The organism is Bradyrhizobium sp. Y36 (assembly GCF_002531575.1).
Classification (GTDB): Bacteria; Pseudomonadota; Alphaproteobacteria; order Rhizobiales; family Xanthobacteraceae; genus Bradyrhizobium.
The window spans coordinates 201130-224917 of sequence record NZ_NWTI01000007.1 but is presented as its reverse complement, the minus strand read 5'-3'; the positions used below and the strand labels follow the sequence as shown (position 1 = coordinate 224917).

28 protein-coding genes are annotated in these 23788 nt (G+C 64.3%); 15 read left to right on the top strand and 13 right to left on the bottom strand.

The annotated features are described in order from the left end of the window. Positions 1 to 18: 18 nt before the first annotated feature. The 4 genes from trmD (at position 19) to CO669_RS15325 (ending at position 3384) form a co-directional block, all read left to right on the top strand. Complete coding sequence (trmD, locus tag CO669_RS15340) at positions 19 to 774, top strand: tRNA (guanosine(37)-N1)-methyltransferase TrmD (RefSeq protein WP_097660628.1); 756 nt, start codon at positions 19 to 21, stop codon at positions 772 to 774. A 108-nt stretch (positions 775 to 882) separates the two neighbouring features. Next, complete coding sequence (rplS, locus tag CO669_RS15335) at positions 883 to 1263, top strand: 50S ribosomal protein L19 (protein WP_097660627.1); 381 nt, start codon at positions 883 to 885, stop codon at positions 1261 to 1263. A 410-nt stretch (positions 1264 to 1673) separates the two neighbouring features. After that, positions 1674 to 3080: a 3-isopropylmalate dehydratase large subunit gene (gene leuC, locus CO669_RS15330; protein ID WP_028139250.1), complete on the top strand. Its 1407-nt coding sequence runs from the start codon at positions 1674 to 1676 to the stop codon at positions 3078 to 3080. Between the two features lie 94 nt (positions 3081 to 3174). Then, positions 3175 to 3384, top strand: a complete 210-nt coding sequence (locus tag CO669_RS15325; RefSeq protein ID WP_097660626.1) for a hypothetical protein — start codon at positions 3175 to 3177, stop codon at positions 3382 to 3384. 154 nt (positions 3385 to 3538) lie between these two features. Here the strand turns inward: CO669_RS15325 and CO669_RS15320 are convergent, their stop codons facing one another. Then, positions 3539 to 4099 (bottom strand): hypothetical protein, encoded by a 561-nt coding sequence (locus CO669_RS15320; protein WP_097660625.1) that lies wholly within the window; start codon positions 4097 to 4099, stop codon positions 3539 to 3541. 180 nt (positions 4100 to 4279) lie between these two features. On the opposite strand from CO669_RS15320, the gene CO669_RS15315 reads away from it, so the two are divergent. Next, positions 4280 to 4579 carry a DUF1330 domain-containing protein gene (locus CO669_RS15315; RefSeq protein ID WP_097660624.1) on the top strand — a complete coding sequence of 100 codons (300 nt, stop codon included), beginning with the start codon at positions 4280 to 4282 and terminating at the stop codon, positions 4577 to 4579. Between the two features lie 4 nt (positions 4580 to 4583). Here the strand turns inward: CO669_RS15315 and CO669_RS15310 are convergent, their stop codons facing one another. Continuing rightward, complete coding sequence (locus tag CO669_RS15310) at positions 4584 to 4841, bottom strand: hypothetical protein (RefSeq protein WP_097660623.1); 258 nt, start codon at positions 4839 to 4841, stop codon at positions 4584 to 4586. Beyond that, positions 4841 to 5122: a hypothetical protein gene (locus tag CO669_RS15305; protein ID WP_198964029.1), complete on the bottom strand. Its 282-nt coding sequence runs from the start codon at positions 5120 to 5122 to the stop codon at positions 4841 to 4843. Before CO669_RS15305 ends, CO669_RS15310 begins: the two co-directional genes overlap by 1 nt. Before the next feature lie 156 nt (positions 5123 to 5278). Here CO669_RS15305 and CO669_RS15300 point away from each other — a divergent pair, with 156 nt between their 5' ends. Continuing rightward, on the top strand, positions 5279 to 5677 hold the full coding sequence (locus CO669_RS15300; protein WP_097660621.1) for a metallopeptidase family protein: 399 nt from the start codon (positions 5279 to 5281) through the stop codon (positions 5675 to 5677). A 13-nt stretch (positions 5678 to 5690) separates the two neighbouring features. On the opposite strand, the gene CO669_RS15295 is transcribed toward CO669_RS15300, so the two are convergent. Continuing rightward, positions 5691 to 6482: a helix-turn-helix transcriptional regulator gene (locus CO669_RS15295; RefSeq protein WP_097660620.1), complete on the bottom strand. Its 792-nt coding sequence runs from the start codon at positions 6480 to 6482 to the stop codon at positions 5691 to 5693. A gap of 97 nt (positions 6483 to 6579) precedes the next feature. On the opposite strand from CO669_RS15295, the gene CO669_RS15290 reads away from it, so the two are divergent. From CO669_RS15290 to CO669_RS15275, 4 genes are all read left to right on the top strand, one after another. Beyond that, entirely contained in the window at positions 6580 to 7149 is a 570-nt protein-coding gene (locus CO669_RS15290; RefSeq protein ID WP_097660619.1) for a pyridoxamine 5'-phosphate oxidase family protein, read from the top strand. 87 nt (positions 7150 to 7236) lie between these two features. Further along, a complete protein-coding gene (gene leuD / locus CO669_RS15285; protein ID WP_097660618.1) occupies positions 7237 to 7842 on the top strand; it encodes a 3-isopropylmalate dehydratase small subunit in 606 nt (201 codons plus the stop codon). A 78-nt stretch (positions 7843 to 7920) separates the two neighbouring features. After that, the gene (locus CO669_RS15280; protein WP_097660617.1) at positions 7921 to 8706 is read left to right on the top strand and encodes a glycosyltransferase family 32 protein; all 786 of its coding nucleotides are present in this window, start codon (positions 7921 to 7923) and stop codon (positions 8704 to 8706) included. A 233-nt stretch (positions 8707 to 8939) separates the two neighbouring features. Further along, positions 8940 to 9359, top strand: coding sequence for a hypothetical protein (locus CO669_RS15275; RefSeq protein ID WP_097660616.1), 420 nt, complete (start codon positions 8940 to 8942; stop codon positions 9357 to 9359). Positions 9360 to 9433: 74 nt separating this feature from the next. Here CO669_RS15275 and CO669_RS15270 read toward each other — a convergent pair whose 3' ends face one another. Beyond that, positions 9434 to 11110 carry a methyl-accepting chemotaxis protein gene (locus CO669_RS15270; protein ID WP_097660727.1) on the bottom strand — a complete coding sequence of 559 codons (1677 nt, stop codon included), beginning with the start codon at positions 11108 to 11110 and terminating at the stop codon, positions 9434 to 9436. Positions 11111 to 11578: 468 nt separating this feature from the next. Here CO669_RS15270 and CO669_RS15265 point away from each other — a divergent pair, with 468 nt between their 5' ends. Beyond that, positions 11579 to 12550, top strand: coding sequence for a helix-turn-helix transcriptional regulator (locus CO669_RS15265; RefSeq protein ID WP_097660615.1), 972 nt, complete (start codon positions 11579 to 11581; stop codon positions 12548 to 12550). Positions 12551 to 12629: 79 nt separating this feature from the next. Here the strand turns inward: CO669_RS15265 and CO669_RS15260 are convergent, their stop codons facing one another. Continuing rightward, positions 12630 to 13511 (bottom strand): HpcH/HpaI aldolase/citrate lyase family protein, encoded by an 882-nt coding sequence (locus tag CO669_RS15260; protein WP_097660614.1) that lies wholly within the window; start codon positions 13509 to 13511, stop codon positions 12630 to 12632. Between the two features lie 111 nt (positions 13512 to 13622). Here CO669_RS15260 and CO669_RS15255 point away from each other — a divergent pair, with 111 nt between their 5' ends. Further along, positions 13623 to 14267, top strand: a complete 645-nt coding sequence (locus CO669_RS15255; protein WP_097660613.1) for a carbonic anhydrase — start codon at positions 13623 to 13625, stop codon at positions 14265 to 14267. Between the two features lie 110 nt (positions 14268 to 14377). Here the strand turns inward: CO669_RS15255 and CO669_RS15250 are convergent, their stop codons facing one another. Continuing rightward, complete coding sequence (locus CO669_RS15250) at positions 14378 to 15412, bottom strand: aspartate-semialdehyde dehydrogenase (RefSeq protein WP_097660612.1); 1035 nt, start codon at positions 15410 to 15412, stop codon at positions 14378 to 14380. Between the two features lie 170 nt (positions 15413 to 15582). Between CO669_RS15250 and CO669_RS15245 the strand changes: the two genes are divergently transcribed. Further along, positions 15583 to 16320 (top strand): hypothetical protein, encoded by a 738-nt coding sequence (locus CO669_RS15245; protein WP_245444319.1) that lies wholly within the window; start codon positions 15583 to 15585, stop codon positions 16318 to 16320. 157 nt (positions 16321 to 16477) lie between these two features. Further along, a complete protein-coding gene (locus tag CO669_RS15240) occupies positions 16478 to 16855 on the top strand; it encodes a hypothetical protein (protein WP_198964028.1) in 378 nt (125 codons plus the stop codon). A 72-nt stretch (positions 16856 to 16927) separates the two neighbouring features. On the opposite strand, the gene CO669_RS15235 is transcribed toward CO669_RS15240, so the two are convergent. Further along, positions 16928 to 17563 (bottom strand): DapH/DapD/GlmU-related protein, encoded by a 636-nt coding sequence (locus CO669_RS15235; protein WP_097660610.1) that lies wholly within the window; start codon positions 17561 to 17563, stop codon positions 16928 to 16930. A 119-nt stretch (positions 17564 to 17682) separates the two neighbouring features. After that, the gene (gene leuB / locus CO669_RS15230; protein WP_097660609.1) at positions 17683 to 18795 is read right to left on the bottom strand and encodes a 3-isopropylmalate dehydrogenase; all 1113 of its coding nucleotides are present in this window, start codon (positions 18793 to 18795) and stop codon (positions 17683 to 17685) included. Between the two features lie 222 nt (positions 18796 to 19017). Between leuB and CO669_RS15225 the strand changes: the two genes are divergently transcribed. Beyond that, positions 19018 to 20235 (top strand): YbfB/YjiJ family MFS transporter, encoded by a 1218-nt coding sequence (locus CO669_RS15225; RefSeq protein ID WP_097660608.1) that lies wholly within the window; start codon positions 19018 to 19020, stop codon positions 20233 to 20235. Positions 20236 to 20344: 109 nt separating this feature from the next. Here CO669_RS15225 and CO669_RS15220 read toward each other — a convergent pair whose 3' ends face one another. From CO669_RS15220 to CO669_RS15205, 4 genes are all read right to left on the bottom strand, one after another. After that, positions 20345 to 21127: a molybdopterin-binding protein gene (locus tag CO669_RS15220; protein ID WP_097660607.1), complete on the bottom strand. Its 783-nt coding sequence runs from the start codon at positions 21125 to 21127 to the stop codon at positions 20345 to 20347. A 71-nt stretch (positions 21128 to 21198) separates the two neighbouring features. Continuing rightward, complete coding sequence (locus CO669_RS15215) at positions 21199 to 21828, bottom strand: cytochrome b/b6 domain-containing protein (protein ID WP_097660606.1); 630 nt, start codon at positions 21826 to 21828, stop codon at positions 21199 to 21201. A 182-nt stretch (positions 21829 to 22010) separates the two neighbouring features. Beyond that, the gene (locus tag CO669_RS15210; RefSeq protein WP_097660605.1) at positions 22011 to 22565 is read right to left on the bottom strand and encodes a fasciclin domain-containing protein; all 555 of its coding nucleotides are present in this window, start codon (positions 22563 to 22565) and stop codon (positions 22011 to 22013) included. Positions 22566 to 22936: 371 nt separating this feature from the next. After that, the gene (locus CO669_RS15205) at positions 22937 to 23698 is read right to left on the bottom strand and encodes an SDR family oxidoreductase (RefSeq protein ID WP_097660604.1); all 762 of its coding nucleotides are present in this window, start codon (positions 23696 to 23698) and stop codon (positions 22937 to 22939) included. Between the last annotated feature and the right edge of the window lie 90 nt (positions 23699 to 23788).

Below are 23788 nucleotides of genomic sequence, written 5' to 3'. Positions count from 1 at the left end.
ATGCCCTAACCAGCGGCCATGACCAATCCCTCACCCTGGCGCGCGACTGTGCTGACGCTGTTTCCGGAGATGTTTCCGGGGCCGCTCGGCGTGAGCCTCGCCGGGCGGGCGCTGGCATCGGGGCTCTGGCAGATCGAGGCGCGGGACATCCGGGCCTCCGCCACCGACCGCCATCGCAGCGTCGACGACACCCCGGCCGGCGGCGGCCCGGGCATGGTGCTGCGGGCGGACGTGCTGGCGGCAGCCATCGACGCGGCGGAGACCGCATCCGACCGGCCGCGCCTGCTGATGAGCCCCCGGGGTCGGCCATTGACCCAGGCGCGGGTGACGGAGCTGGCCCAGGGCCCCGGCCCCCTGATCGTGTGCGGGCGCTTCGAGGGCATCGACCAGCGCGTCATCGACGGACGAGGGCTGGAGGAGGTCTCGATCGGCGATTACGTGCTCTCCGGGGGCGAAATCGCGGCTTTGGCCCTGATTGACGCCTGTGTGCGGCTGCTGCCGGGGGTGATGGGCAAGGAAGCCTCGGGAACCGAGGAAAGCTTCTCCGATGGCCTTCTGGAGTACCCCCAATACACCCGCCCGCAGCTGTTCGAAGGCGTTCCGATCCCGGAGATCCTGACCTCCGGCGATCACGCCAAGGTCGCCGCCTGGCGGCGGGCGCAGTCCGAGGCCCTCACGGAGGCCCGGCGGCCCGATTTATGGGCGCAAATCCCGCCCAAGCCGGCGAATCGGGCCGGACGCCAAAAAACGCCAAAAAACAAGACAGACGGGTGACAAACGCTCCGGCTTGCCGTATAGGAGCGGCCAAATCCGCAATAGCTGGATAGACGAATTTCGCGCAGCCCCCGATCTGCGGCTGGGCGCGCCGATGGAGATTTACCCATGAACCTGATCAAGCAGCTCGAGCAAGAGCAGTTCGACAAGCTCTCGGCCGGCAAGGACATTCCCGAATTCGGTCCCGGCGACACCGTGATCGTCAACGTGAAGGTCGTCGAAGGCGACCGCACCCGCGTGCAGGCCTACGAAGGCGTTTGCATCGGCCGTTCCGGCGGTGGCCTCAACGAGAGCTTCACCGTCCGCAAGATCTCCTACGGCGAAGGCGTGGAGCGCGTGTTCCCGGTGATGTCGCCGATGATCGACTCGATCAAGGTGGTGCGCCGCGGCAAGGTGCGTCGCGCCAAGCTCTATTACCTCCGCAGCCTCCGCGGCAAGTCGGCCCGCATCGTCGAGAAGACTGAGCACGCCAAGGCCGTCAACGAGTAAGCTCCGCCATCAGGCGAGTTTTCGAGAAGCGCGGGGCTCGGCTCCGCGCTTTTTTGTTTGCCTTCGTGCCCTGCGTACAGTGCCAGTTCCTCACCCTGAGGAGCGCGCAAAAGCGCGCTCCTCAGAACGAGGGTCATGAATGGTGCGCGTAGCGGGCACTTGAAACCCCTCGCGCTTCCAAATCGGCCTGCTATATATTCTTGGAATGTTTCCAGATCTGACCAGCTTCGTATCCCCCCAGCGCATCGTCATCGACGATCGCTCGCGGTTGCCTGGCCGGTTCTTCGGACGCTTCGCGACCTCGGCAACGTCAGAGCTTATTCGCGCAGCCTAAAAGCTGCGCTGACGATTTTGTTGCCCGCGCGCCAGTCGCGCTTATCGCTTTCTCACATTCTTCGGAGCTGACGCTCATGTCCAAGCCCACCACCCTGTACGACAAGATCTGGAACGACCATCTGGTGCACGAAGCCGAGGACGGCACCTGCCTGCTCTACATCGATCGCCATCTGGTGCACGAGGTGACCTCGCCGCAGGCGTTCGAAGGCCTGCGCGCCACCGGGCGCAAGGTCCACGCGCCCGAGAAGACGCTGGCGGTCGTCGACCACAACGTGCCGACCACCGACCGCACCAAGCCGAACCCCGATCCTGAGAGCATCGAGCAGATCAAGGCGCTGGCCGAGAACGCCAAGGAATTCGGCATCGAATATTACAACGAGTTCGACAAGCGCCAGGGCGTCGTCCACGTCATCGGCCCCGAGCAGGGTTTTACGCTGCCCGGCACCACCATCGTCTGCGGTGACAGCCACACCTCGACGCATGGCGCGTTCGGCGCGCTCGCGCACGGCATCGGCACGAGCGAAGTCGAGCACGTTCTGGCAACGCAGACGTTGATCCAGAAGAAGGCCAAGAACATGCGCGTCACCGTCGACGGCAAGCTGCCGGACGGCGTGACGGGCAAGGACATCATCCTCGCCATCATCGGCGAGATCGGCACTGCCGGCGGCACCGGCTACGTGCTGGAATACGCCGGTGACGCGATCAGCGCGCTCAGCATGGAAGGCCGCATGACGGTCTGCAACATGTCGATCGAAGGCGGCGCACGCGCCGGCCTCGTCGCGCCCGACCAGAAGGCGTTCGACTTCCTGCGTGGCCGCCCCAAGGCGCCGAAGGGCGCGGACTGGGACGCGGCGATGCGCTACTGGGAAAAGCTGCGCTCCGACGAGGGCGCGCATTTCGACAACGAGCTGCGCCTCGATGCGGCCAAGCTGCCGCCGATCGTGACCTGGGGCACGAGCCCGGAAGACGTCATCTCGGTGACCGGCATCGTGCCCGACCCCGACAAGATCGCGGACGAGGCCAAGCGTCTCTCCAAGCATCGCGCGCTGAAATACATGGGCCTGACCGCGGGCACGAAGATCACCGACATCAAGGTCGACCGCATCTTCATCGGCTCCTGCACCAATGGCCGTATCGAGGATCTGCGCGCCGCCGCGAAGATCGCCGAAGGCAAGACCGTTTCAGCGCATGTCAACGCCATGGTCGTGCCGGGCTCCGGCCTCGTGAAGGAGCAGGCCGAAGCCGAGGGTCTCGACAAGATCTTCATCAAGGCCGGCTTCGAATGGCGCGAGCCCGGTTGCTCGATGTGCCTTGCGATGAACCCGGACAAGCTGGCTCCGGAAGAGCGCTGCGCTTCGACCTCGAACCGCAACTTCGAGGGCCGCCAGGGTTTCAAGGGCCGCACCCATCTGGTGTCGCCGGCAATGGCGGCAGCCGCGGCGATCGCAGGCCACTTCGTCGACGTCAGGGACTGGCGCTAAGCCTGTCCCTCCAATTTGAGCGATCGCGGCAAACCGCCGTTAAACGATCGCCTGACACTCTCGTCCTCGCGAGGTTTTCGCGAGGACGCGCGCCATGGCCAACAAGCCTGAATATGTCGACCTGATCGGCGAGGCCACGCGCCAGCACCGCCGGCGCGCGACACCCTTGCGCATCGTCGCCAAGCCCGAGGTCGAGGAGACCTCGAAGCTCAGCCGCTGGCCGCCCGCGATGTTCAAGCAGTGGAAGCTGGACAATCTGATGCGGTGGAAAGCTTCGTCGTGGAAGCTGAAGGATTGGCTGTAGCCACATTCTCCGTCATGCCCGGGCTTGTCCCGGGCATCCACGATCTTGCTGTGCCAATCCCAGAACGTTGATGGCCGGGCCTTCGCCGCGCCGAAGGGGCTTCGGCCCCGCAGGCGGGACGAGCCCGGCCATGACGCTGCTCGAATTGTTCACCTCACCAATAGTAGCGATACGGATGGTGCCAGCGATGCCAGCGGCAGACGCGGCGCGGGCCGTAATAGGTCCAGATGATCCGGCAGCGACGCGGATAGTGATAGGCGGGATAGTAGCCGCCGTAATAATAGCGCCGGTGGAAGTGGCGATGGCCGTAGTGAGGCCGATAGATCCCGTAGCGATGAAATCCGCCATAGCGGTGAACGCCGCCATAGCGATAGCCGCCGCCATGGAAGGCCGGCGCGGCGCGGAAACCGCCGACATGAGCGCCATGGAAACCACCGCCGCGGAAGCCGCCGACATGTCCTCCGCCACCGCGGAAGCCACCACCGCCGTGGAAATGTCCGCCACCGCCATGTCCGCCGCCACCGTGACGAACCTGCGTGACGAGGTCATCGCTCGCCGCCTCAGTCGCAGCCTTGGCTGCGGGTGACGTCGCCGGATTGATCAAGGTCAGCGCTTCGGCACGCCGCGCGGTCCCCGCCGTCAGCATCAGCGTCGCGGCCGCCGCAATCCCGAGCAGGCGCATCGGGCCTTTCCTGAAACCCAAACTCCTCAGCATGGAATTCTCCCTGAATCTGGACAGCGGAGTTGCGATGCTCGTTGCCGGCCGCGCGTCATCCCTGTTCAATGGCAGTCGCTCCCTGGATTAAATTGCGGACAGCGATGTGAACGCGCCATGAATGAACGAGGCTGGCAATTGCGATGCGGCGCGTTGCCGCGACGAGAGGAGTTCTGAACGATGACCGTCTACGCAATCGCGCAGCTGAAGATGACGGACCGCGCCGCCTATGACCGTTACCAGGCGCGGTTCTTCGACGTGTTCCGGAAGTACAATGGACGGCTGCTCGCCGCCGACGAGCGTCCGCGTGTGCTCGAAGGCGCATGGCCGCACGACAAGCTGGTGATGATGTCGTTTCCGGACGAGGCCGCTTTCCTCGCCTTCTCGACGTCACCCGACTACGAGGAGATTTCGCGCGACCGCAAGGCCGGTGCGCAGGCGACCGTGCTGCTGGTGAAGGGATTCACCCCCACCGGCTAGGGCGTCACCAGAACGGGCCGTAGCCGAACACGAAGGGTGCGGGCACTCGGTAAGGATAGGGACGGTAATGGACGGGCCGCGCGTAGTAGCGCGGGTCGCGGCGCACCGCAGGTCGCACCACATAGGCTCGCGCGGGTCGTCGCGCATCGAAGATTGCGATCCCCGCCGAAGCCTCCGGAACCGTCACCCCTGGTGCGGCGGATGCGCAAGGCAGGCCCGCGACCAGCGCGACGGCAACGGCGCATGCAATCCATCTCGCCATTAGCCGGGGCGCCAATAGCAGCTCACACGCGGCACGATCACGGTGCCGCTTGGCCGATATTCCTGCACATAGGTCGCGTTGCATTCGCGGACCGCATTGGGACCCGGATTGTAGCGCGGATAGACGCCATCGGGTGCGTCATAGGGCGTGACGCGCAGGCGCGCTGGCGGACGCTTGCGGGGCGGCGGGATGTCATCCGGCGCGGCCGCCTGCGCCAGCCTGATACCGGGGGCCGCCGTCTGGGCCTCCGCGCCGACGCAAAACTGCGAAAACAACCCCATGCACAGTAGCGTCAGCGCTGTTCTTGCTCGCATTTTTTCGCCCACCTGAAACGTCCCAGTCGCGGCCCACGCTCCCCGTTTTGGCGGCGCCCGTCAACCTCGCCGCGCTTATAAAGCCGGATGCATCGCCAAGGAACCCGCGCTAAGACAAATCGCATGTGGACGGAATTGAAAGCGCCCTCGCTCGCCGAGATGGAGGCGACGGCACACGAGATATTCGAAGGCCTGCCGGCGGAATTTCGCGGGCTGTGCGAGGGCGTGATCATCCGCGTCGACGACTTCCCCACCGAGGAGGTCCTGGACGAGATGGAATGCGAGAGCGAGTTCGACCTGCTCGGCCTGTTCCAGGGCGTCGGCCTGCCCCAGCAGAGCCTTGGCGATGTGGCGCGGCTGCCCAACATGGTCTGGCTCTACCGGCGCCCGATCCTGGATTACTGGGCCGAGCACGACGAGAGCCTCGGCCACATCGTCCGCCACGTCCTGATCCACGAGATCGGCCACCATTTCGGCCTCTCGGACGACGATATGGCGGCGATCGAGGCGCAGGCCGAGTAGGACTCGGCGTCCATCAGCGCGTCGCGGGGAGAAGCATTGTCAGCCGATAGTCGGACCACCCCGCGAGGGACAGCGACACCTGCTGATAGTGCAATAGCCCCATGGCCGGATGATCGAACGCGCGCTCGCCTCCCTCGCGCGCCAAAACCCCCTGCGTGTCCCAGCACCGTTCGAAGTCCGGGCTTTGGAGTCTCAGCTCCTCGACCAGCCGGCGAATCTCGGGATCGTCGGAGTAGGCCGTCACTGCGGCGCGGAACTCCGCGACGACGCGACGTGCGCGCGAGGTCCAGTCCAGGATCAGGGTTCGCGCCTCGGGCCTGAGGAAGATGTAGCGCAGCAGATTTTTCTCGCCGTCCGCATCGAGCCATCCCGCGAACAGAAGCGACGCTTTCGCATTCCAGCGACGCGCGCGCCATGTGCGATCGAGGATGTAGGCGGGCCCATCGATCGCATCGACGCAGGCCAGGATCTCTTCAGGCGGGTCATCGCTGGCGCCGGGACGCTCGGGATCGCGTTTGCCGGCAATCTCGAACAGATAGCTGCGCTCGGCCCGTGACAGCCGCAGTCCGCTGGCGAGGCGCGCAAGCGCCGAAGCAGAGACGGACACATCGCGCCCCTGCTCGATCCACGTGTACCAGGTGACGCTCAATCCGCAGAGCTGAGCGACCTCCTCGCGCCGCAGGCCCGGCGTACGCCGTCGCGGGCCGGCGGCGAGGCCGAATTCTGCTGGAGACTGGCGCTCCCGGAGCGCCCGCAGGAACGCGCTGAGCGACAGAGCCGGTGCGATCGGGTCCTGAGCTTTCATGGTGGTTTTTATACCATCATAACCTAGGTACTTAAACTGGTATCAAGGCCGTGCTAGCTCTTTGCCCGACTTCGTCGCTGCGCAAGGACGCACGGACATGGGCAAGCAATTCACCGGGATCGAACCCGAGCACAGGGCTTTCATCGCGCGGCAGAAGATCTTCTTCGTCGCGAGCGCCCCGCCGAAGGGGCGCATCAACGTGTCGCCCAAGGGCCTGTCCTCATTCCAGGTGCTCGGCGATAATGATGTCGCCTACCTCGATTGCACCGGCAGCGGCAGCGAGACCCGCGCGCATCTGACCGCCTCCGACGACAAGCGGTTGACCATCATGTTTTGCGCCTTCGAAGGTGCCCCGATGATCCTGCGGCTCTATGGCCAGGCTCGGTCACTGATGCGCGGCACCCCGGAATATGCCGATCTCGCCCCGGGGTTCGAGGACATCGCCGGCGCCCGCCAGATCGTGCGCCTCTCCGTCGACCTCGTGCAGACGTCGTGCGGCATGGGTGTGCCGCTGTTCGACTACAAACAGGAGCGTGGCAGCCTCGTCCGCTACTGGACCAGGCAGGGCCTCGATAATCTGCGAAAATACTGGGGCCTGAAGAACATGAAGAGCATCGACGGCCTGCCGACGGGCTTCGTCCCCGACGCCATGGCTCCGCCCCTCTGACAGGTCAATATTGCCGAATCCGGCCTAGGATTCGCGCACCAACCGGGCTAAACAGCCCTCCCCTGACGACAAACCGGGAAGCCTGAGATGGACAAGTTCACCACGCTGGAAGGCGTCGCGGCGCCGCTGAAGATCATCAATGTCGACACCGACATGATCATTCCGAAGCAGTACCTCAAGACCATCAAGCGCACCGGCCTTGGCAAGGGGCTCTTCTCCGAGCAGCGCTACAAGGACGACGGCAGCGAGAACCCGGACTTCGTGCTCAACCAGCCCGCCTATCGCGGCGCGAAGGTGCTGGTGGCCGGCGACAATTTCGGCTGCGGCTCGAGCCGCGAGCACGCGCCCTGGGCGCTGCTCGACTTCGGCATCCGCTGCGTGATCTCGACCTCGTTCGGCGACATCTTCTACAACAACTGCTTCAAGAACGGCATTCTGCCGATCCGCGTCTCTCAGGAAGACCTCGACAAGCTGTTCGACGACGCCGAGCGCGGCGCCAACGCGACGCTGACGATCGACCTGCCGAACCAGGAGATCCGCGGCCCCGACGGCGGCAAGGTCAAGTTCGAGATCGACCCGTTCCGCAAGCACTGCCTGATCAACGGCCTCGACGACATCGGTCTCACCATGGAAAAGAAGTCCTCGATCGACAGCTACGAGGACAAGCTCAAGCGCGAGCGCGCCTGGGCCTGAGATCGCTCTCAGCTTCGAGCCCCGGTGCTGTCCGCGCCGGGGCTTTTTCTTTGTCCTTCTTATCCCTATAGCTCGCGAATGCTGCCCGAGATCGTCACCTTCTGGCACGGCCCGATGGACGCACTGCGCCAGACCTGTCTGCGCTCGCAGTTGGCTGCCGGCCACAAGGTCACGGTCTACAGCTTCGACCCCATTCCCGGTCTGCCTGCCGGCATCCAGAACGCGGAGGCGGAAGCGATCCTGCCGCACGCGTTCTCCGAACGGCTGCGGCCGCCGCAGCCCGACGGAAGCTGGCGCGACTGGACAACGCTGCAGTTCAGCGACTTCTTCCGCATGAAGCTGATGGCGAAGGGCCTCGGCCTCTGGCTCGACGCCGACGTGCTGCTGCTGAGGCCTGTCGAGATCGACCCGGCAAAGCCCTATTTCGCCTGGGAGCGACCGCGCCAGCTCGGCAATTCCGTGATCTACCTGCCGCCCGCGCACGGCATCGTCGCCGCCTTCGAAGAGCTGATGGAGCAGGAAGATCTGACGCCGAACTGGCTGTCGGTGCGCCATCGCATCACCTTCATGATGCGGCGCCTGCGCGGCGGCTCGAACCGCCTCGCGGATATCCGCGTCGCGATCTTCGGCCCCGCGGCGCTCACCGCACTGGCGCGCCGCACCGGCGAGCTGGGATGCGCGCTGCCGAAGCAATCATTCTACGCCGTGCATGCCGAGCCAAAGCTGTTCTTCGATCCCTCGAGCTATCTCGGCCTCGTCACCAATCCTGACATTATCGGCCTGCACATCTCCCCCAAGGGACGCGGCGGCGAAAAGCCGATTCCAGGCAGCCTGTATGCCTGGGCGACGGAGCGGTTTAGCTGAACTCTCGTACCCCGGACGCAGCGCAGTACCCCCTGGTGATGCGCTGCTGAGCCGGGGCCCAGCGGAGCGGCACCATAGCGCGTCGAAGACGCGTGCAGTCGCGCCTATGGCGCCGCACCGCGTCCGGGACACGCGCTCTATTTCCGAGGCACCTTCAAGTTTGATCCAGCGCAACGCGCCTCTGCAACATTGTGCTTAATTGGCTCCAATTCCGCCGTCCGAAGGAGCTTTCCATGAGCACCGCAAGCAGGCCTTATCCCATCGTTCAGGACCTCATCGATTCCTTTGCGAGCTGGCTGAAGCATCGCCGTGAGATGAACGAGATGCGGCAGCTCGATCGCGCCGATTTCGACCGGATCGCGAGCGACCTACGGATCGCGCCCGATGACCTGGAGGAGCTGGTTCGTCACGGCAAGCATTCCGCCGACGAGCTGCCGATGATGCTGCAGCAGCTCGGGATCAGCGCCGAAGGCCTCGGCCGTGCGCAGCCGCTGCTGCTCCGCGACATGGAGCGGGTCTGCTCGCTGTGCAATCACAAGGGACAATGCGACCGCGATCTCGCCGACGGCACCGCCGCGGAGAACTACCACGGCTATTGCGCCAATGCCGCAACCCTGGAGTCGCTCGATCGCGCCGACGTCGCGCCGCGCTGAGCGGCCCGGCGGGTTAGCGACCGGGGACACCCATCTTCCCCGCGTGGCAGAACGCGGCCACAGGGTCCGCCTGATCAGGCCCGATTGGTCATCGCGGCGGCTTCCGCCGCGGCGCGCTGCATGCTGGTCGACATCTCGTTCGTCACCGTGCTCTGCTCCTCGATCGCCGCGGCGGTCGATGTCACGTACTCGCTGACGTTGTTGATCGCCTGCTTGATCGTAACGAGGGCGCCGACGACGTCGCCGGAGATCTGGTTGAGACTGCCGATCTCCTGAGCGATCTTGTCGGTGGCTTGCTTGGCCTGGTTGGCAAGGCCCTTCACCTCGGAGGCGACCACGGCAAAGCCGCGGCCGGCTTCGCCGGCACGGGCCGATTCGATCGTCGCGTTGAGCGCGAGCAGATTGATCTGACCGGTGATGTTGTTGATCATCTCGACGATGCCGCTCATCGACTGCGCGGCGTCGGTCAGGCGCTGGGCCTGGGCATCGGCAGAGGAGACCTGCTCCACGGCGCCGACCGCGGTTTCACGTGATTTGGTCATGGCCTCGGAAATCTCCCGCACCGAGGCGTTGAGCTCCTCAGAGCCGGCGGCAACCGATTCCATCATGGCGCGGACACGTTCGTTGCCCATGCGAACCAGCACCTGCGCGGTGGTGTCGGTGGCGTATTTCACGACCTTGAACGGCTTGCCGTTGAGGTCGAGGATCGGATTGTAGGAGGCCTGGATGTAGATCTCCTTTCCGCCCTTGCCGATGCGCTTGTATTCGGCGGCCTGGTACTCGCCGCGATTGAGCGCCGCCCAGAATTCACGATAGGACGCATCGTCGCGCTCATTGGCCTCGACGAAAATGCTGTGATGCCGGCCCTTGATCTCGTCGAGCGCGTAGCCGACAGCGCCGAGGAAGTTGGCGTTGGCCGTGACGATCGTGCCGTCCATGTTGAACTCGATCACCGCCTGTGCCTTGTCGATTGCGGCGATCTGGCCGGCGAGATCGGCGTTCTTCAGCTTCGCCGCCGTGACGTCGGTTGCGAACTTGACCACGCCGATCGGCCGACCGTTGTCGTCCATCACGGGGTTGTAGCTCGCCAGAATCCACACCTCGCGACCGCCCTTGGCGATGCGCTTGAACTCGCCGGCCTGGTATTCACCCCGGTTGAGCTTTTCCCAGAACTCACGATAGGCTGCACCGTCAAGGTCTGCCTGCGGCATGAACAGGCGGTGGTGCTTGCCCTGGATCTCCGCCAGCGAATAGCCGAGCGTCTTGCAGAAATTCTCGTTGGCCGCGATGACCGTGCCATCGAGCCTGAACTCGATCACGGCCTGAGCCCGGTTGATCGCGACGAGCTTGGATGCATCGGCCATGCTGCGCAGCTTCTTTGCCGTGATCTCGGTCGCGATCTTGACGACCTTGACCGGCTTGCCATCGTTGCCGAGAACCGGATTGTAGGAGGCTTCGATCCAGATCTCGCGGCCGCCGGCCGCGATGCGCTTGAACTCACCCGCCTGAGACTCACCGCGGCGCAGCGCCGCCCAGAACGCCTGATAATCGGCGCCGTCGCGCAGATCGGCCGCCACGAACATGGAGTGGTGCTTGCCTTGAATCTGGTCGAGACCGTAGCCGAGCGCGTCCAGGAAGTTCTTATTGGCCTTGAGGATCGTGCCGTCCATGCTGAATTCGATCATGGCCTGCGAGCGACCGACGGCATCAATCTGGGCCTGGGCATCGCCCAGGGACTTGCGACCAAACATTCTCTCGCTCCGAAAGTTGATGTTCAGGCCGAAGCGCGGGGGCGACCGACCTTTGACAATCATTGTCTTGCTGCAGACCGCGCGCGGTTCGAGTTCACTCGGCGGGCCGTCCGTGCGAATGAAGTGATATCTGAATCGAATTATCAGAGTATTTGTCCGATCGCAGACACAATGGCCGCATTTTGCCAGGACCATTAACCTGACAGCGACACACGACGACTTCGGCGGCCCTATTGGTCCCGAGTTGCGAAGGGCATGCTGAATTCGCTATCGGTATTCGGCAAAACGCCGACCGCGAGGCAGAGAATGCGCAGTTCGCCTGTTCGCACACGGCCGTCCGGACAACTTGCCGCAGTGGCAAACAAGTTGTCGCTGGCAGCCGATAGTCGCGGAGGGACTCTTCCTGCAATTTCCAATTGGTAGCGTACGGATTCCGATTTAGTAGCTTGAGCGCTTGAGGATTTTGATTTGGCCGCCGTCTCGTACCTCGATCGTTATCCGTTGCTGCAGTCGCGGGACAGTGAGTTCGCGCGCGAGCGGCTGTTTACGGCCTATGGCGCCGACCGGTTTGAGAAACACGACAGCGATTTTGCGATCCAGGCCAATCTCGCCCGACTGAATTCGATCGGCCTGGCGTTCTGCGCCTATGATGGCGCGGCATCGCTGTCGTTTCCTGAGTCGCAAATCCTCCGCCAGTTCTTCTCCATCCAGGGGACTGCGGGATTCACGACCGGCGGCAATAGCCGACCGATCGATGCCTGGACTCCCGTCATCTCGGGAGACGCCAGGCTGGATCTCGACTTTGCGCCGGGCTATCGCCAATTGGTGCTGAGAATAGACGCCCATGCACTCGAGGGCTTGCTAAAGAGCCTGCTCGGCGACGCCAGCGGCACGAACTTGCGTTTCGTCTCGCGCGAAGCCGACCCGGTGGCGATGACGCAGGTGCGCCACGACGTCTTCAGGTTTGCCGAGGAGCTGGAGAGGTTCGGGCAGGATTACTCGCCGATCGCCATCGCCGAACTCGAGCGGGCGCTGATGTTCCGGATTCTTCTGGCGCATCGGCACAATTTCTCCGATCGCCTGCAGAGCTCCGCGCCGAGCGCCAATCGCACCGTGGTCGACATCGTGGAATCCTACATCGAGGCCCATTGGGACGAACCTCTCGATTTCCAGGAGATCGCCGAGGTCGCCAATGTGAGCGTACGGACGGTGTTCCGTGAGTTCTCGGATTCCGGGCGGGGATCACCGGGCCAGTTCGCGCGGCGCGTTCGGCTTCAACACGCCGCTGAGCTGCTGCGACGGCCCGATGGACAGACCAGCGTGCTGGCCGTGGCGTTCAAATGCGGCTTCCGAAATCTCGGGCGCTTCGCATCGGAATATCGTCAGGCGATCGGCGAGCTGCCATCCGAGACGCTGAAGAATGCGAGACGACGACAATAAGGAACCCGTGCGCAGCGGCGAGTAGCCACACGGCGACGAGCAGCGTTCGTCTTGAATGGCCCGGCGGCTCGGGTTGCGTTCAACCCTTGCTCATCGCCGCGATCGCGTCCGCGATGGCGATCGTGCGCCGGGCCATATCGGCATGCAGGCGTTCCACCATGGCGCCGTCGAGGCGGATCGCGCCGCGCGAGGCGTTTTCCGGCAGCTCGAACGCCGCGATGATTTTTCGCGCGCGCGCGACCTCTTCTTCTGGCGGCGTGAAGATCGCGTTGCAAGCATCGATCTGCGAGGGGTGGATCAGCGTCTTGCCGTCGAAGCCGAGATCGCGGCCTTGCGCGCATTCGGTGGCGAAGCCATCGGGGTTCGCGATATCGCTGTAGGGCCCATCGAGAATCTCGAGGCCATGGGCACGCGTCGCCAGGATACAGTGGGTGATCATCGGGATCATCGCGGCGCGGCCCGGCAGCATGCGGATCCGCGTCTCGCGCGAGATGTCGTTGGGACCGAACACGAAGCCGGAGAGACGCCGCGACGGATCGCGTCCGGCCTCGGCCAGTTCCTCCGCGTGCAGCACGGCGCGCGAGGTCTCGATCATGGCCCAGACCTTCACCGTCGGCGCTGCGCCAAGCTCGATGAGACGGAAGCCGATCGTATCGAGATCTTCCACACTTGAAACTTTTGGAACCAGGATGCCATCGGGCGACGCCTTCGCCGCCATGGCGACGTCGTCGGCCCACCAGGGCGTATCGAGGCCGTTGGTCCGGATCAGGATCTCGCGTTTGCCAAATCCCTTGGCCGCGATCGCGGCGGCAATGCCGTCACGTGCCGTCGCCTTGGACTCGGGCGCGACGGAGTCTTCCAGATCGAGGATCAGGCCGTCGGCGGCGAGGTTGCGTGCCTTTTCCAGCGCGCGGGGGTTGGAGCCGGGCATGAACAGATGGCTGCGGCGCGGGCGGGTCATGCGAGCGTTCCTTCCGGGTTTCCTGGGCGTATCAGTTACCGGAGCCGATAGCACCTGGCCTGCCTATTCGAAAGGCTTGTTCGCGCTATCGGTATATGATTAGGCATAGCCATGATGACATTCCCGAAGCATTTGCTGGAAGGCTATCAGGCCTTCGCCACCCAGCGGCTGCCGACCGAGCAGAGCCGCTATCGCGAGCTGTCGGTGAAAGGACAGTTCCCGGAAGTGATGGTGATCGGCTGCTGCGACAGCCGCGTCTCGCCCGAGGTGATCTTCGACGTCGGGCCGGGCGAATTGTTCGTCGTGCGCAACATCGCCAATCTCGTGCCGGTGTATCAGCCCGACGGCAACGCGCACGGCGTCTCTGCTGCGCTCGAATATGCGGTGACGGTGCTGAAGGTGAAGCACATCGTCGTGCTCGGCCACGCCCAGTGCGGCGGCATCCGCGCCTTCGTCGACAAGATCGAGCCGCTGACGCCGGGCGACTTCATCGGCAAATGGATGCAGATGTTCATCAAGCCCGGCGAAGTGGTCGAGCAGCGCGACCATGAGAGCATGGCGCAGTTCGTCGAGCGCATCGAGAAGGCCGCGGTGTTCCGCAGCCTGGAAAACCTGATGACGTTCCCGTTCGTGCAGAAGGCCGTGGAGAGCGGCCAGATGCAGACCCACGGCGCCTATTTCGGCGTTGCGGAGGGGTCGCTGTTCGTGCTGGACAAGGCTGCGAAGGAATTCAAGAACGCGCGGGGCGTGGTGTAGGCCACAGCTCTCGTAGGGTGGGCAAAGCGAAGCGTGCCCACCACCTGTTTCAATAGAGAAAGATCGTGGGCACGGCGCTTCGCGCCTTTGCCCACCCTACAGTAGCGGAGTTACGCCGCTTTCTTCTTCGCGCTGATCAGCTTGCGGTTGATCAGCACTTCCGCGATCTGGATCGCGTTGAGCGCTGCGCCCTTGCGAAGGTTGTCGGACACGCACCACAGCACGAGACCGTTCTCCACCGTCGCGTCCTCGCGGATGCGGCTGATGTAAGTGGCGTCCTCACCGGCCGCTTCATAGGGCGTGGCGTAGCCGCCCGGCTCCTGCTTGTCGATGACGAGACAGCCGGGCGCCTTGCGCAGGATGTCGCGCGCTTCGTCCGCGCTGATCGGATTTTCGAACTCGATGTTGACGGCTTCGGAGTGGCCGACGAAGACAGGCACGCGCACGCAGGTGGCGGTGAGCTTGATCTTGGAATCAAGGATCTTCTTGGTCTCCGCCATCATCTTCCACTCTTCCTTGGTGTAGCCGTCCTCCATGAAGACGTCGATCTGGGGGATGATGTTGAAGGCGATGCGCGCGGGAAACTTCTTATTGACGATCTCGCTGTTGGTGTAGACCGCCTTGGTCTGCGAGAACAACTCGTCCATCGCGTCCTTGCCGGCGCCCGACACCGATTGATAGGTCGAGACCACGACGCGCTTGATCGTCGCCTTGTCGTGCAGCGGCTTGAGCGCGACGACGAGCTGCGCGGTCGAGCAGTTCGGGTTGGCGATGATGTTCTTCTTCTTGAAGCCTTCGGTCGCGGCCGCGTTCACCTCCGGCACGATCAGCGGCACGTCCGGGTCCATGCGCCAGGCGGAGGAATTGTCGATCACGACGGCGCCGGCGGCGCCGATCTTCGGCGACCACTCCTTCGACACCGAGCCGCCGGCCGACATCAGGCAGATGTCGACATCGGAGAAGTCGTAATGCTCGAGCGCTTTGACCTTCAGGGTGCGGTCGCCATAGGACACCTCGACGCCGACGCTGCGGCGTGACGCCAGGGCCACGACCTCGTCCGCGGGGAATTTGCGCTCATCCAGGATGTTGAGCATTTCCCGTCCGACATTGCCGGTCGCGCCGACGACTGCGACTTTGTAACCCATCGTTCACTCTCCGATGAAAAAGCCCGTTCCTGAAGCTGACGCTTAAACAGGAAGAGCAGCGCTTCTATGCGAGAACCGGCCGCAAGACAACGTTGGACCATGCCTTAGGGACGTGGATGCAGTCGCCTGAGGCCAGCACGGCCGCACTCTCGACCCGGACCAGCCTCTAACTGGCCTTGGCCGCCTTCGCGGACGAGGTCGTCGGTACGCTGGCGCGGCTGTTCGCCTATGTGGGGACGCTGGCGCTGTTTGCCATCCTTGGCCTTGCGGCGCTCGGCCAGCTGCCTGATCTGCGCGACGATGAGGCGACGCCAAAGCCGGGCTGGAGCGTAGCCGAGCGCTCACACCCGGCCTTCGCCCTCAGCAAGCTCGATTCGACCGAAAAAACAGCATCTTACACCATCTTTCGGCATCCCGAAGGCGGCCGCCGGGACGTCATGCGCTGGATCGGCGAAGCGGACAAGCCGCTGGCCGAGCTGGAGATTTACCGGGAGGGCGGCGAATTCGACGTGGCCCGTCCTGCCGCGATGGACCTCGCGGTCCGGATGGGCCTGGGCACGGCGAGCGCGCTCGAGCAGGCCGGCCTGATCGAGACCAAATTCGGTCCCGTCGCCCTGTTCCGGCCGATCGGCACCATGGGGACGGCGTCCTGCCTCGGCTACCTCAAGCGCAGCGAGGAGCCGGGCCTGCAGATCTCCGGCTTCTCCTGCCAGGGCGACACAATCCCCGCCCAGCGCGCGGCGGTCGCCTGCACGCTGAACCGGCTGACGCTGCTGACCTCGGGCAACGAGCCGAAGCTCGCCGATCTGTTCGCCCGTGCCGAGCTGAAGCGCCGCGGCTGTGACTTGGCGGGTTCGCCGGACTGGCTGCTGGGCGCGGCAAACGCGCAATTGCGCGGGACGCTTTGAGGCGTATCAAGCTCAAGTGGCTGGTATTGATGCAACTTTTGCCGGCGGCCTCGATTATTCCGAGCTGGTGTGACCCAATAGACCTAGTTGCGCCCACCCCGGCCGGGCTAGTATGGGGGTGAAATCGACTGGCGGTGCGCCGCCTGAAGGGGACGTGATGAGCTCGAAATTCTCTGCCAAATTGGCGACCTTGTTTGCTGCGGGCGCCGTGATTGCCATGTCCCTCGCAACGCCGGCTTCGGCCGACAACAAGACCAAGCGCTACGACGAACGCGGCCGCCACTATTACGGCCCGAGCGGTCCCAACGCCGTCTACCAGCAGGGCCGCACCCGCATCTATGTGAGCAAGCGCTCCTGGCTCGACGGCGGCACCGAGGTCAATCCGGGCGACCGCAAATTCTCCGATTACGCCTTCCCGCCGGCCGTCGGCTATCCGTCCTTCGCGCGCGAGAATCTCAACCGCCCGATCGATCGCCAGCCGCTCTCGCCGCCCCAGGACATCGGCGGCTATCCGCAGAACTTCCCGCTGTACTAAGCGGACGTAGCGATCCGAATCAAAAGGCCGGGCTTCGCGCCCGGCCTTTTTGTTTTGGGAGGTGCCTGCGCTTCACGCATTCGCCGCCGGATCATAGCGCCGACAGAACTCCTCGATCGTCTCGGAGCGGAAATCGGCGAGCCGCTCGAAGATGAGCTCGTCCGGCCAGTCCCACCAGGCAATGCGGCGCAGGCTTTCGGCGACCGCATCGTCGAAGCGCTGGCGGATGGCGCGTGCCGGCACGCCGCCGACGATCGTATAGGGCGCGACATCGCGGCTGACGACCGCGCCTGCCGCGATCACCGCGCCGTCGCCGACGTTCACACCCGGCAGCAGGATGGCGGCGTGGCCGATCCAGACATCGTTGCCGACGATGACGCGGTCGCCGCGGCGCTCCGCAAAGAAGTCACGATCGCGGATCGCGCCAGCCTCGTAATATTCGGGGACATAGGTGAAGCGGTGCTGGGACGGGCGGCCCATCGGATGATTGGGCGCGCCGATCCGGACCGAATTGGCGATCGCCGTGAACTTGCCGATCACGGCATCGGCGACGTCGCAATTCTCGCCGAGATAGGAATAGTCGCCGAGCGAGGCGTATTCGATGCGGGTATGGCTGAGAATTTCGCAGCGCCGCCCGACCTGCGCCTCGCGCTGGCGAACCGTGTCATGGACGAAGGTTTCCGCGATCTTGGGGCGGGGTGAATCCATGAAGCGGTTTCCAATGAGGCCGCAGCCCGGATGGAGCGAAGCGCAATCCGGGAAGGTCTGTCGACGGGGTGAGAACCCGGATTTCGCTTCGCTCCATCCGGGCTACGATTTTTCCCGCCTTACGCGTGCAGCTTCTGCAGCTCTTTCAGGATCGCTTCGCCCATCTGCGTGGTGGAAGCGGCGGTGGTGCCCTCCGACTTGATGTCGGCGGTGCGCAGGCCGCTCGCCAGCACGGCCGCGATCGCGGCGTCGACCTTGTCGGCGAGGTCGCCCATGTCGAAGGAATAGCGCAGCGCCATGCCGAACGACGAGATCATCGCGATGGGATTGGCGAGGCCCTTGCCGGCGATATCGGGGGCCGAGCCGTGTACGGGCTCGTACAGCGCGCGGCGCTTCTTGGTCTTCACATCGACTTCGCCGAGCGAGGCCGAGGGCAGCATACCGAGCGATCCCGTCAGCATCGCCGCGATGTCCGAGAGCATGTCGCCGAACAGATTGTCTGTCACGATGACGTCGAACTGCTTCGGCCATTTCACCAGCATCATGCCGCCGGAATCGGCGAGCTGATGCTCGAGCGTGACATCGGGATATTCGCGCTTGTGGACCTGGGTCATGACCTCGTTCCAGAGCACGCCCGACTTCATGACGTTGCGCTTCTCCATCGACGTCACCTTGTTCTTGCGCTTCCGGGCAAGCTCGAAGGCGACGCGGCCGATGCGCTCGATCTCATAGGTGTCGTAGACCTGGGTATCGATGGCGCGCTTCTGGCCATTGCCGAGATCGGTGATGGTCTTGGGCTCGCCGAAATAGACGCCGCCGGTGAGCTCGCGCACGATGACGATGTCGAGGCCCTCGACCGCCTCGCGCTTCAGGCTCGAAGCATCCGCCAGCGCCGGATAGCACACGGCGGGGCGCAGGTTGGCGAACAAAGCGAGATCCTTGCGCAGGCGCAGCAGGCCGGCTTCGGGGCGCACCTCGTAGGGCACGGCATCCCACTTCGGACCGCCGACCGCGCCGAAGATGATGGCGTCGGCGGCGAGCGCCTTGGCCATGTCGCCCTCGGAGATCGACACCTTGTGCGCGTCATAGGCGGAGCCGCCGACGAGGCCGGTATCGGTCTCGAACTTGGCGATCCCGGCCGAATTGAGCCAGTCGATCAGCCGCTTCACCTCGCCCATCACCTCGGGGCCGATACCGTCGCCGGGGAGCAGCAGCAGTTTGTGGGTCGCCATGGTCGTTTCCTCAGGTGTTCCTCGTCATTGCCGGGCTTGACCCGGCAATCCATCGTTCTCGAAAAGAGGATGGATGCCCGGGTCAGGCCCGGGCATGACGAGCGGGATGAATTTCGGCCGGAGTGCTAGAGCGGCGTTGCGCGCTTGGCAAGACACCATTGCCGGGGTGCGGCTGTGCAAGGCGGACGGGGCCTGCCACACTGCAAGGGCCGGAGAATCCCCTTGCACGCCCAAGACGACCTTGCCCAGGGCCGTAACCCGCCCTACGCGCATCCCGCGCGGCTGATCCTGACGCTGTCGCTCGCCGCGACTGTCGGACTCGGCATCGGCCGCTTTGCCTATGCGCTGGTGCTGCCGGACATGCGGGAGACCCTCGGCTGGTCCTACTCGGCGGCCGGATTCATGAACACCATCAATGCCGTCGGCTATCTCGTCGGCGCGCTGTTGGCGTCCCGCCTGATCCAGCGCGTGGGCTGGGCGGCCGCCATCCGCTTGGGAACCCTCGCCTGCGTCGCTGCGCTCGCGACCTGCGCGCTGACGGGGAATTTCGTCGCGCTGAGCCTCGCGCGGCTCGTGCTCGGACTTGGCGCCGCGGCCGGCTTCGTCGCGGGCGGCGCACTGGCGGCCACCATCGCCCAGACCCGTCCCGAGCGGGCCAATTTCCTGCTCAGCCTGTTCTATGCCGGGCCCGGCATCGGCATCCTGTCCTCGGGGCTGATCGCCCCGTTCACGCTGCAATATTTCGGGCCGGGCTCGTGGTGGATCGTCTGGTGGGCGCTGACGCTGCTCTCAGTCGCGATGACGATCCCGCTGTTCCTGATCCGCATCGAGAGCCGTGTCCGCTTCTCCGAAGGCGGGCACGCCTCGTTCGCCATCCTGCCCGTGCTGATTTATCTCGCCGGCTACTTCCTGTTCGGCGCCGGTTACATCGCCTACATGACCTTCATGATCGCCTATGTGCGCGACAGCGGCGGCGGGGCCGCGGCGCAGGCGGCGTTCTGGAGCCTGATCGGCCTGTCCGCCTTCGCAACGCCCTGGGCCTGGCGCGGCGTGCTCGCGCTCGATCGCGGCGGCCTCGCCACCGCCATCATCCTCGGCACCAACGCGTTAGGCGCGGCGCTGCCGATGCTCGGCCATTCGCCGGCATGGCTCGCGGTCTCGGCCGTGGTGTTCGGCGTCGCCTTCTTCGCCGTGGTCGGCTCGACCACCGCCTTCGTGCGCTTCAACTACCCGCCGCAGGTCTGGCCCACCGCGATCGCCGCGATGACGATCTCGTTCGGCGTCGGCCAGACGCTGGGGCCGATCGTGGTCGGCGCGATCACCGATGCGCTGGGGAGCCTGTCGTATGCGCTGAACGTGTCGGCGGCGTTATTGGCGCTGGGGGCGGTGGCAGCGTTGTGCCAGCGGAAGGTTGGGCCAGCCAAAGAGGCGGTGCCGTAGGGTGGGCAAAGGCGCATTTGCGCCGTGCCCACCATCTCTCTCGAATCGCAACAAATGCGTGGGCACGCTTCGCTTTGCCCACCCTACGACAGCTTCGCCGGAACGGCGATCAGCTCCCGCTGAACGAATTGTATCCCTGGTCTTCCCAATAGCCGCCCTTGTAGTCGTTGGTGACTTCCATCGAGACCACGTATTTCGGGTTCTTGAAGCCGAGCTTTGTCGGCACGCGGATCTTCATCGGGAAGCCGTAGGCGCGCGGCAGGATCTCGCCAGCGTATTTGAACGTCATCTGCGTTTGAGGATGCAGCGCGCTGCGCATATCCAGGGGCGAATTGTAGCCTTCCTTGTCGGCGCACTGGAACCAGACATATTTCGCGCGCGTGTCGGCACCGATCAGTTTCAGGAAATCGCGGAGCGGCGTGCCGGTCCAGCTGCCGATCGCGCTCCAGCCTTCGACGCAGATGTGACGGGTGACCTGCGTGACCTGCGGCAGCTTATGGAGCTCGTCCAGCGTCCAGGACTTCTTGTTGTCGACGAGGCCGCGGACCTCCAGCCTCCAGTCCGCAGCCGAGACATCGGGCGCGTCGTCGAGATCGTAATAGGCGTTGAACGGAAACGGCTTCGTGATCGCGCTCTCGGGGAAAGTCGGCGCCAGTGCATCGGGATTGAAGATGAAGGCCTGCACCGCGTCGTTGAACTTCGAGACGCTTTTCAGCATCTCCTCGGCCGAGGAGGAATCGACGACGTCGCAGCCGGTCAGCAGCGTCAGGGCGCCGAGACTGGCACCGCCCGCGATGAAGCGGCGGCGGGTGACGTCGGGCATGGTCTTGATGGAATCCTTGATCAGGAGCCGCTTGTCGACGCCGGGGATCAGGAATGAGCGCTTGGCCATGTTGCTTCTCACATATCTATTTTGAGCATGATCTTGTCGGAAAACCGCTTCACACTTTTCCGGATCATGCTCTAGCGACCGATGATCATGGCGCGCAGGCTCTTCGGCACCAGCAGCGCGAGAACGACGTGAACGACCAGAAACGCGCAGATCGCAGCCATGCAGAAGAAGTGGATGTAGCGCGCGGTCGGGTAGTCGCCGAACAGTGTGACCAGCCAATGCAGCTGCACCGGCTTCCACATGCCAAGGCCCGTGAGCACGATCAGCACGCCGACCACGATGATGCCGGCATAGAGCAGGCGCTGCACGTAATTGTAGACGGTGAGATCGTCATGTCCGAGCTTGAAGGTCAGGGCAGCCCTGACGTCGCGAAGCACGCCTGACGGGGTGATTGGAAACAACTTTTTGCGGAAGCGGCCGGTGGCAAAGCCGGTGACGAGATAGGCGAGGCCGTTGATCATCAGCAGCCACATCGCCGCAAAATGCCAGAGCAGGCCGCCACCGAGCCAGCCGCCCAGCGTGTATTCGCGCGGGAAGGTGAAGCCGAACAGCGGCGAGGCGTTGTAGATCTGCCAGCCCGACAGGATCATCAGGATCATGGCAAGCGCGTTGACCCAGTGCATGACCCGCACCCAGGCCGGCTGGATCACTTTGGCCGGGGTGGCCCTGACCTGCTCGTCGGTGACTGTGAGGCTCGCCATGATGGTTCCGTCCTGAGATCGTGTGTCGGGAATTATACGCTAGCCCGCCGGTTTCCGTTACGCCCTGCCGGCCAAGGAATCGATGCCGTCAGGCTATTGTGGTCACAAAAAAGCGAGCCGGGTATCCCCGGCTCGCGGTCTAAAGCCATTCCTGTTCGGGGATGAAACAGGATCGCCCGGTGTTACGACGCCGGCATCAAGACGGTGTCGACCACATGGATCACGCCGTTGGACTGGTTGACGTTGGAGATCGTCACCATCGAGGTGCCGCCCTTGGCATCGACGATCCAGACCTTGCCGTCCATCTTCTTGACCGTCAGCTCCTCGCCCTCGGCGGTCTTCATCTTCTTGCCGTCGGTGAGGTCGGAGGCCTCGAGCTTGCCGGGCACGACATGGTAGGTGAGGATCTTGGTCAGCGTCGCCTTGTTCTCGGGCTTGACCAGATTGTCGACGGTGCCGGCCGGCAGCTTGCCGAAGGCGGCGTTGGTCGGCGCGAACACCGTGAACGGTCCCTTGCTCTCCAGCGTCGGCACCAGGCCAGCCGCCTTCACCGCCGCCACCAGTGTGGTGTGGTCTTTCGAGTTGACCGCGTTCTGCACGATGTTCTTGGACGGGAACATCGCGGCGCCGCCGACCATGACGGTCTTTTCCTCGGCGCGCACAGGCGCGACGACGGTCGCGGTGATGGCGAGGGCGCTGAAGGCGGCGGCAGCGAGATAGGCAATGCGCTTGGACATGGAAAGTCTCCCGATTGGATTGTGACCGGCGATGACCGGTGTTGGGTTGGGGCAACAACGGCGCCTGCGACAGTTTGACGTGAAGCAGTGACGCGTCGTTGGTCCGAACTACGGGACGGTCTGCGATGCGGTTTCGGGAAATAATTTATCGTGATGCGTGAAACTATGCGGGGGCGCGTCCGTGTGTGAGCCCGCACACCACAAAGACGGTGCCGCAGGGTGGGCAAAGCGACTCGTCCGCCATAGCTCGAAGCGCGACGGCGGAAGCGTGCCCACCATTTGCAAATGGTGAGAGGTGGTGGGCACGGCGCTTCGCGCCTTTGCCCACCCTACGGCACCGAGTGTGTGGCGCGGCCATCGCGCAACCAGCTTCAATCCCTGTTGTTCGGCGTTTGAATAAAACCGCGATTATGCGTCGGGCTGATCAGCACTTCGTTGATGCAGACCCTGGCCGGCATGCTCGCGATGAAAGCGATGGTGCGGCCGAGATCTTCGGATTGCAGCATCCTGGCCTGCTCCGCCTCGCTCGGCACCACCGGACGCAACTTCAGGATCGGCGTCGCGACCTCGCCTGGCATCAGACAGCAGGCGCGCAAGCCGTTGACGCATTCGTCCATGTTGAAGGAATGGGTCAGCGCGAGCACCGCATGCTTGGTCGTGGTGTAGGCCGGTCCGGGCATCTTCGAGACGTGGCGACCGGCCCAGGACGAGACGTTGATGATCGCGCCGTCCTGCTGCTTGCGCATCGTCGGCAGCACCGCGCGCATGCAATAGAGCACGCCGTTGAGGTTGACCTGGACCAGCTTGTCCCAGCCCTCCAGCTCCATGTCCTTCCAGCTGCGCTTGGGGACGTTGATACCGGCATTGTTGACGAGGAGGTCGATGCGGCCGTGCCTGGTGACGATCTGATCGGCGGCCTTCTGGGCCTCGGCCGCGTTGGAGACGTCCAGCGCAATGGCCTCGGCCGCCCCGCCAGCCCCGGTAATCTTCGCCACCACGGCTTCCAGGGCGTCCTTGCGCCGGCCCGACACCACCACCATCCAGCCGTCGGCCGCCAGCGCCTCGGCACCCGCCTCACCGATCCCGCTGCCACCGCCCGTGACCCAGGCCACGCGTTTCCCGTTCTTGGTCATGCAAACTGTCTCCGTTGCTTCATCGGGGCGGTTTTTGCTAATCCAGCCCTCGGTTTTGACCGGCCTTGTCAGTCTTGCGGTCGAGGAATT

Bases quoted from the DNA above. Each gene is read 5' to 3' on its own strand.
- trmD (WP_097660628.1), top strand. From the start codon at position 19: ATGACCAATCCCTCACCCTGGCGCGCGACTGTGCTGACGCTGTTTCCG.
- rplS (WP_097660627.1), top strand. From the start codon at position 883: ATGAACCTGATCAAGCAGCTCGAGCAAGAGCAGTTCGACAAGCTCTCG.
- leuC (WP_028139250.1), top strand. From the start codon at position 1,674: ATGTCCAAGCCCACCACCCTGTACGACAAGATCTGGAACGACCATCTG.
- CO669_RS15325 (WP_097660626.1), top strand. From the start codon at position 3,175: ATGGCCAACAAGCCTGAATATGTCGACCTGATCGGCGAGGCCACGCGC.
- CO669_RS15320 (WP_097660625.1), bottom strand. From the start codon at position 4,099: ATGCTGAGGAGTTTGGGTTTCAGGAAAGGCCCGATGCGCCTGCTCGGG.
- CO669_RS15315 (WP_097660624.1), top strand. From the start codon at position 4,280: ATGACCGTCTACGCAATCGCGCAGCTGAAGATGACGGACCGCGCCGCC.
- CO669_RS15310 (WP_097660623.1), bottom strand. From the start codon at position 4,841: ATGGCGAGATGGATTGCATGCGCCGTTGCCGTCGCGCTGGTCGCGGGC.
- CO669_RS15305 (WP_198964029.1), bottom strand. From the start codon at position 5,122: ATGGGGTTGTTTTCGCAGTTTTGCGTCGGCGCGGAGGCCCAGACGGCG.
- CO669_RS15300 (WP_097660621.1), top strand. From the start codon at position 5,279: ATGTGGACGGAATTGAAAGCGCCCTCGCTCGCCGAGATGGAGGCGACG.
- CO669_RS15295 (WP_097660620.1), bottom strand. From the start codon at position 6,482: ATGAAAGCTCAGGACCCGATCGCACCGGCTCTGTCGCTCAGCGCGTTC.
- CO669_RS15290 (WP_097660619.1), top strand. From the start codon at position 6,580: ATGGGCAAGCAATTCACCGGGATCGAACCCGAGCACAGGGCTTTCATC.
- leuD (WP_097660618.1), top strand. From the start codon at position 7,237: ATGGACAAGTTCACCACGCTGGAAGGCGTCGCGGCGCCGCTGAAGATC.
- CO669_RS15280 (WP_097660617.1), top strand. From the start codon at position 7,921: ATGCTGCCCGAGATCGTCACCTTCTGGCACGGCCCGATGGACGCACTG.
- CO669_RS15275 (WP_097660616.1), top strand. From the start codon at position 8,940: ATGAGCACCGCAAGCAGGCCTTATCCCATCGTTCAGGACCTCATCGAT.
- CO669_RS15270 (WP_097660727.1), bottom strand. From the start codon at position 11,110: ATGTTTGGTCGCAAGTCCCTGGGCGATGCCCAGGCCCAGATTGATGCC.
- CO669_RS15260 (WP_097660614.1), bottom strand. From the start codon at position 13,511: ATGACCCGCCCGCGCCGCAGCCATCTGTTCATGCCCGGCTCCAACCCC.
- CO669_RS15255 (WP_097660613.1), top strand. From the start codon at position 13,623: ATGATGACATTCCCGAAGCATTTGCTGGAAGGCTATCAGGCCTTCGCC.
- CO669_RS15250 (WP_097660612.1), bottom strand. From the start codon at position 15,412: ATGGGTTACAAAGTCGCAGTCGTCGGCGCGACCGGCAATGTCGGACGG.
- CO669_RS15240 (WP_198964028.1), top strand. From the start codon at position 16,478: ATGAGCTCGAAATTCTCTGCCAAATTGGCGACCTTGTTTGCTGCGGGC.
- CO669_RS15235 (WP_097660610.1), bottom strand. From the start codon at position 17,563: ATGGATTCACCCCGCCCCAAGATCGCGGAAACCTTCGTCCATGACACG.
- leuB (WP_097660609.1), bottom strand. From the start codon at position 18,795: ATGGCGACCCACAAACTGCTGCTGCTCCCCGGCGACGGTATCGGCCCC.
- CO669_RS15220 (WP_097660607.1), bottom strand. From the start codon at position 21,127: ATGGCCAAGCGCTCATTCCTGATCCCCGGCGTCGACAAGCGGCTCCTG.
- CO669_RS15215 (WP_097660606.1), bottom strand. From the start codon at position 21,828: ATGGCGAGCCTCACAGTCACCGACGAGCAGGTCAGGGCCACCCCGGCC.
- CO669_RS15210 (WP_097660605.1), bottom strand. From the start codon at position 22,565: ATGTCCAAGCGCATTGCCTATCTCGCTGCCGCCGCCTTCAGCGCCCTC.
- CO669_RS15205 (WP_097660604.1), bottom strand. From the start codon at position 23,698: ATGACCAAGAACGGGAAACGCGTGGCCTGGGTCACGGGCGGTGGCAGC.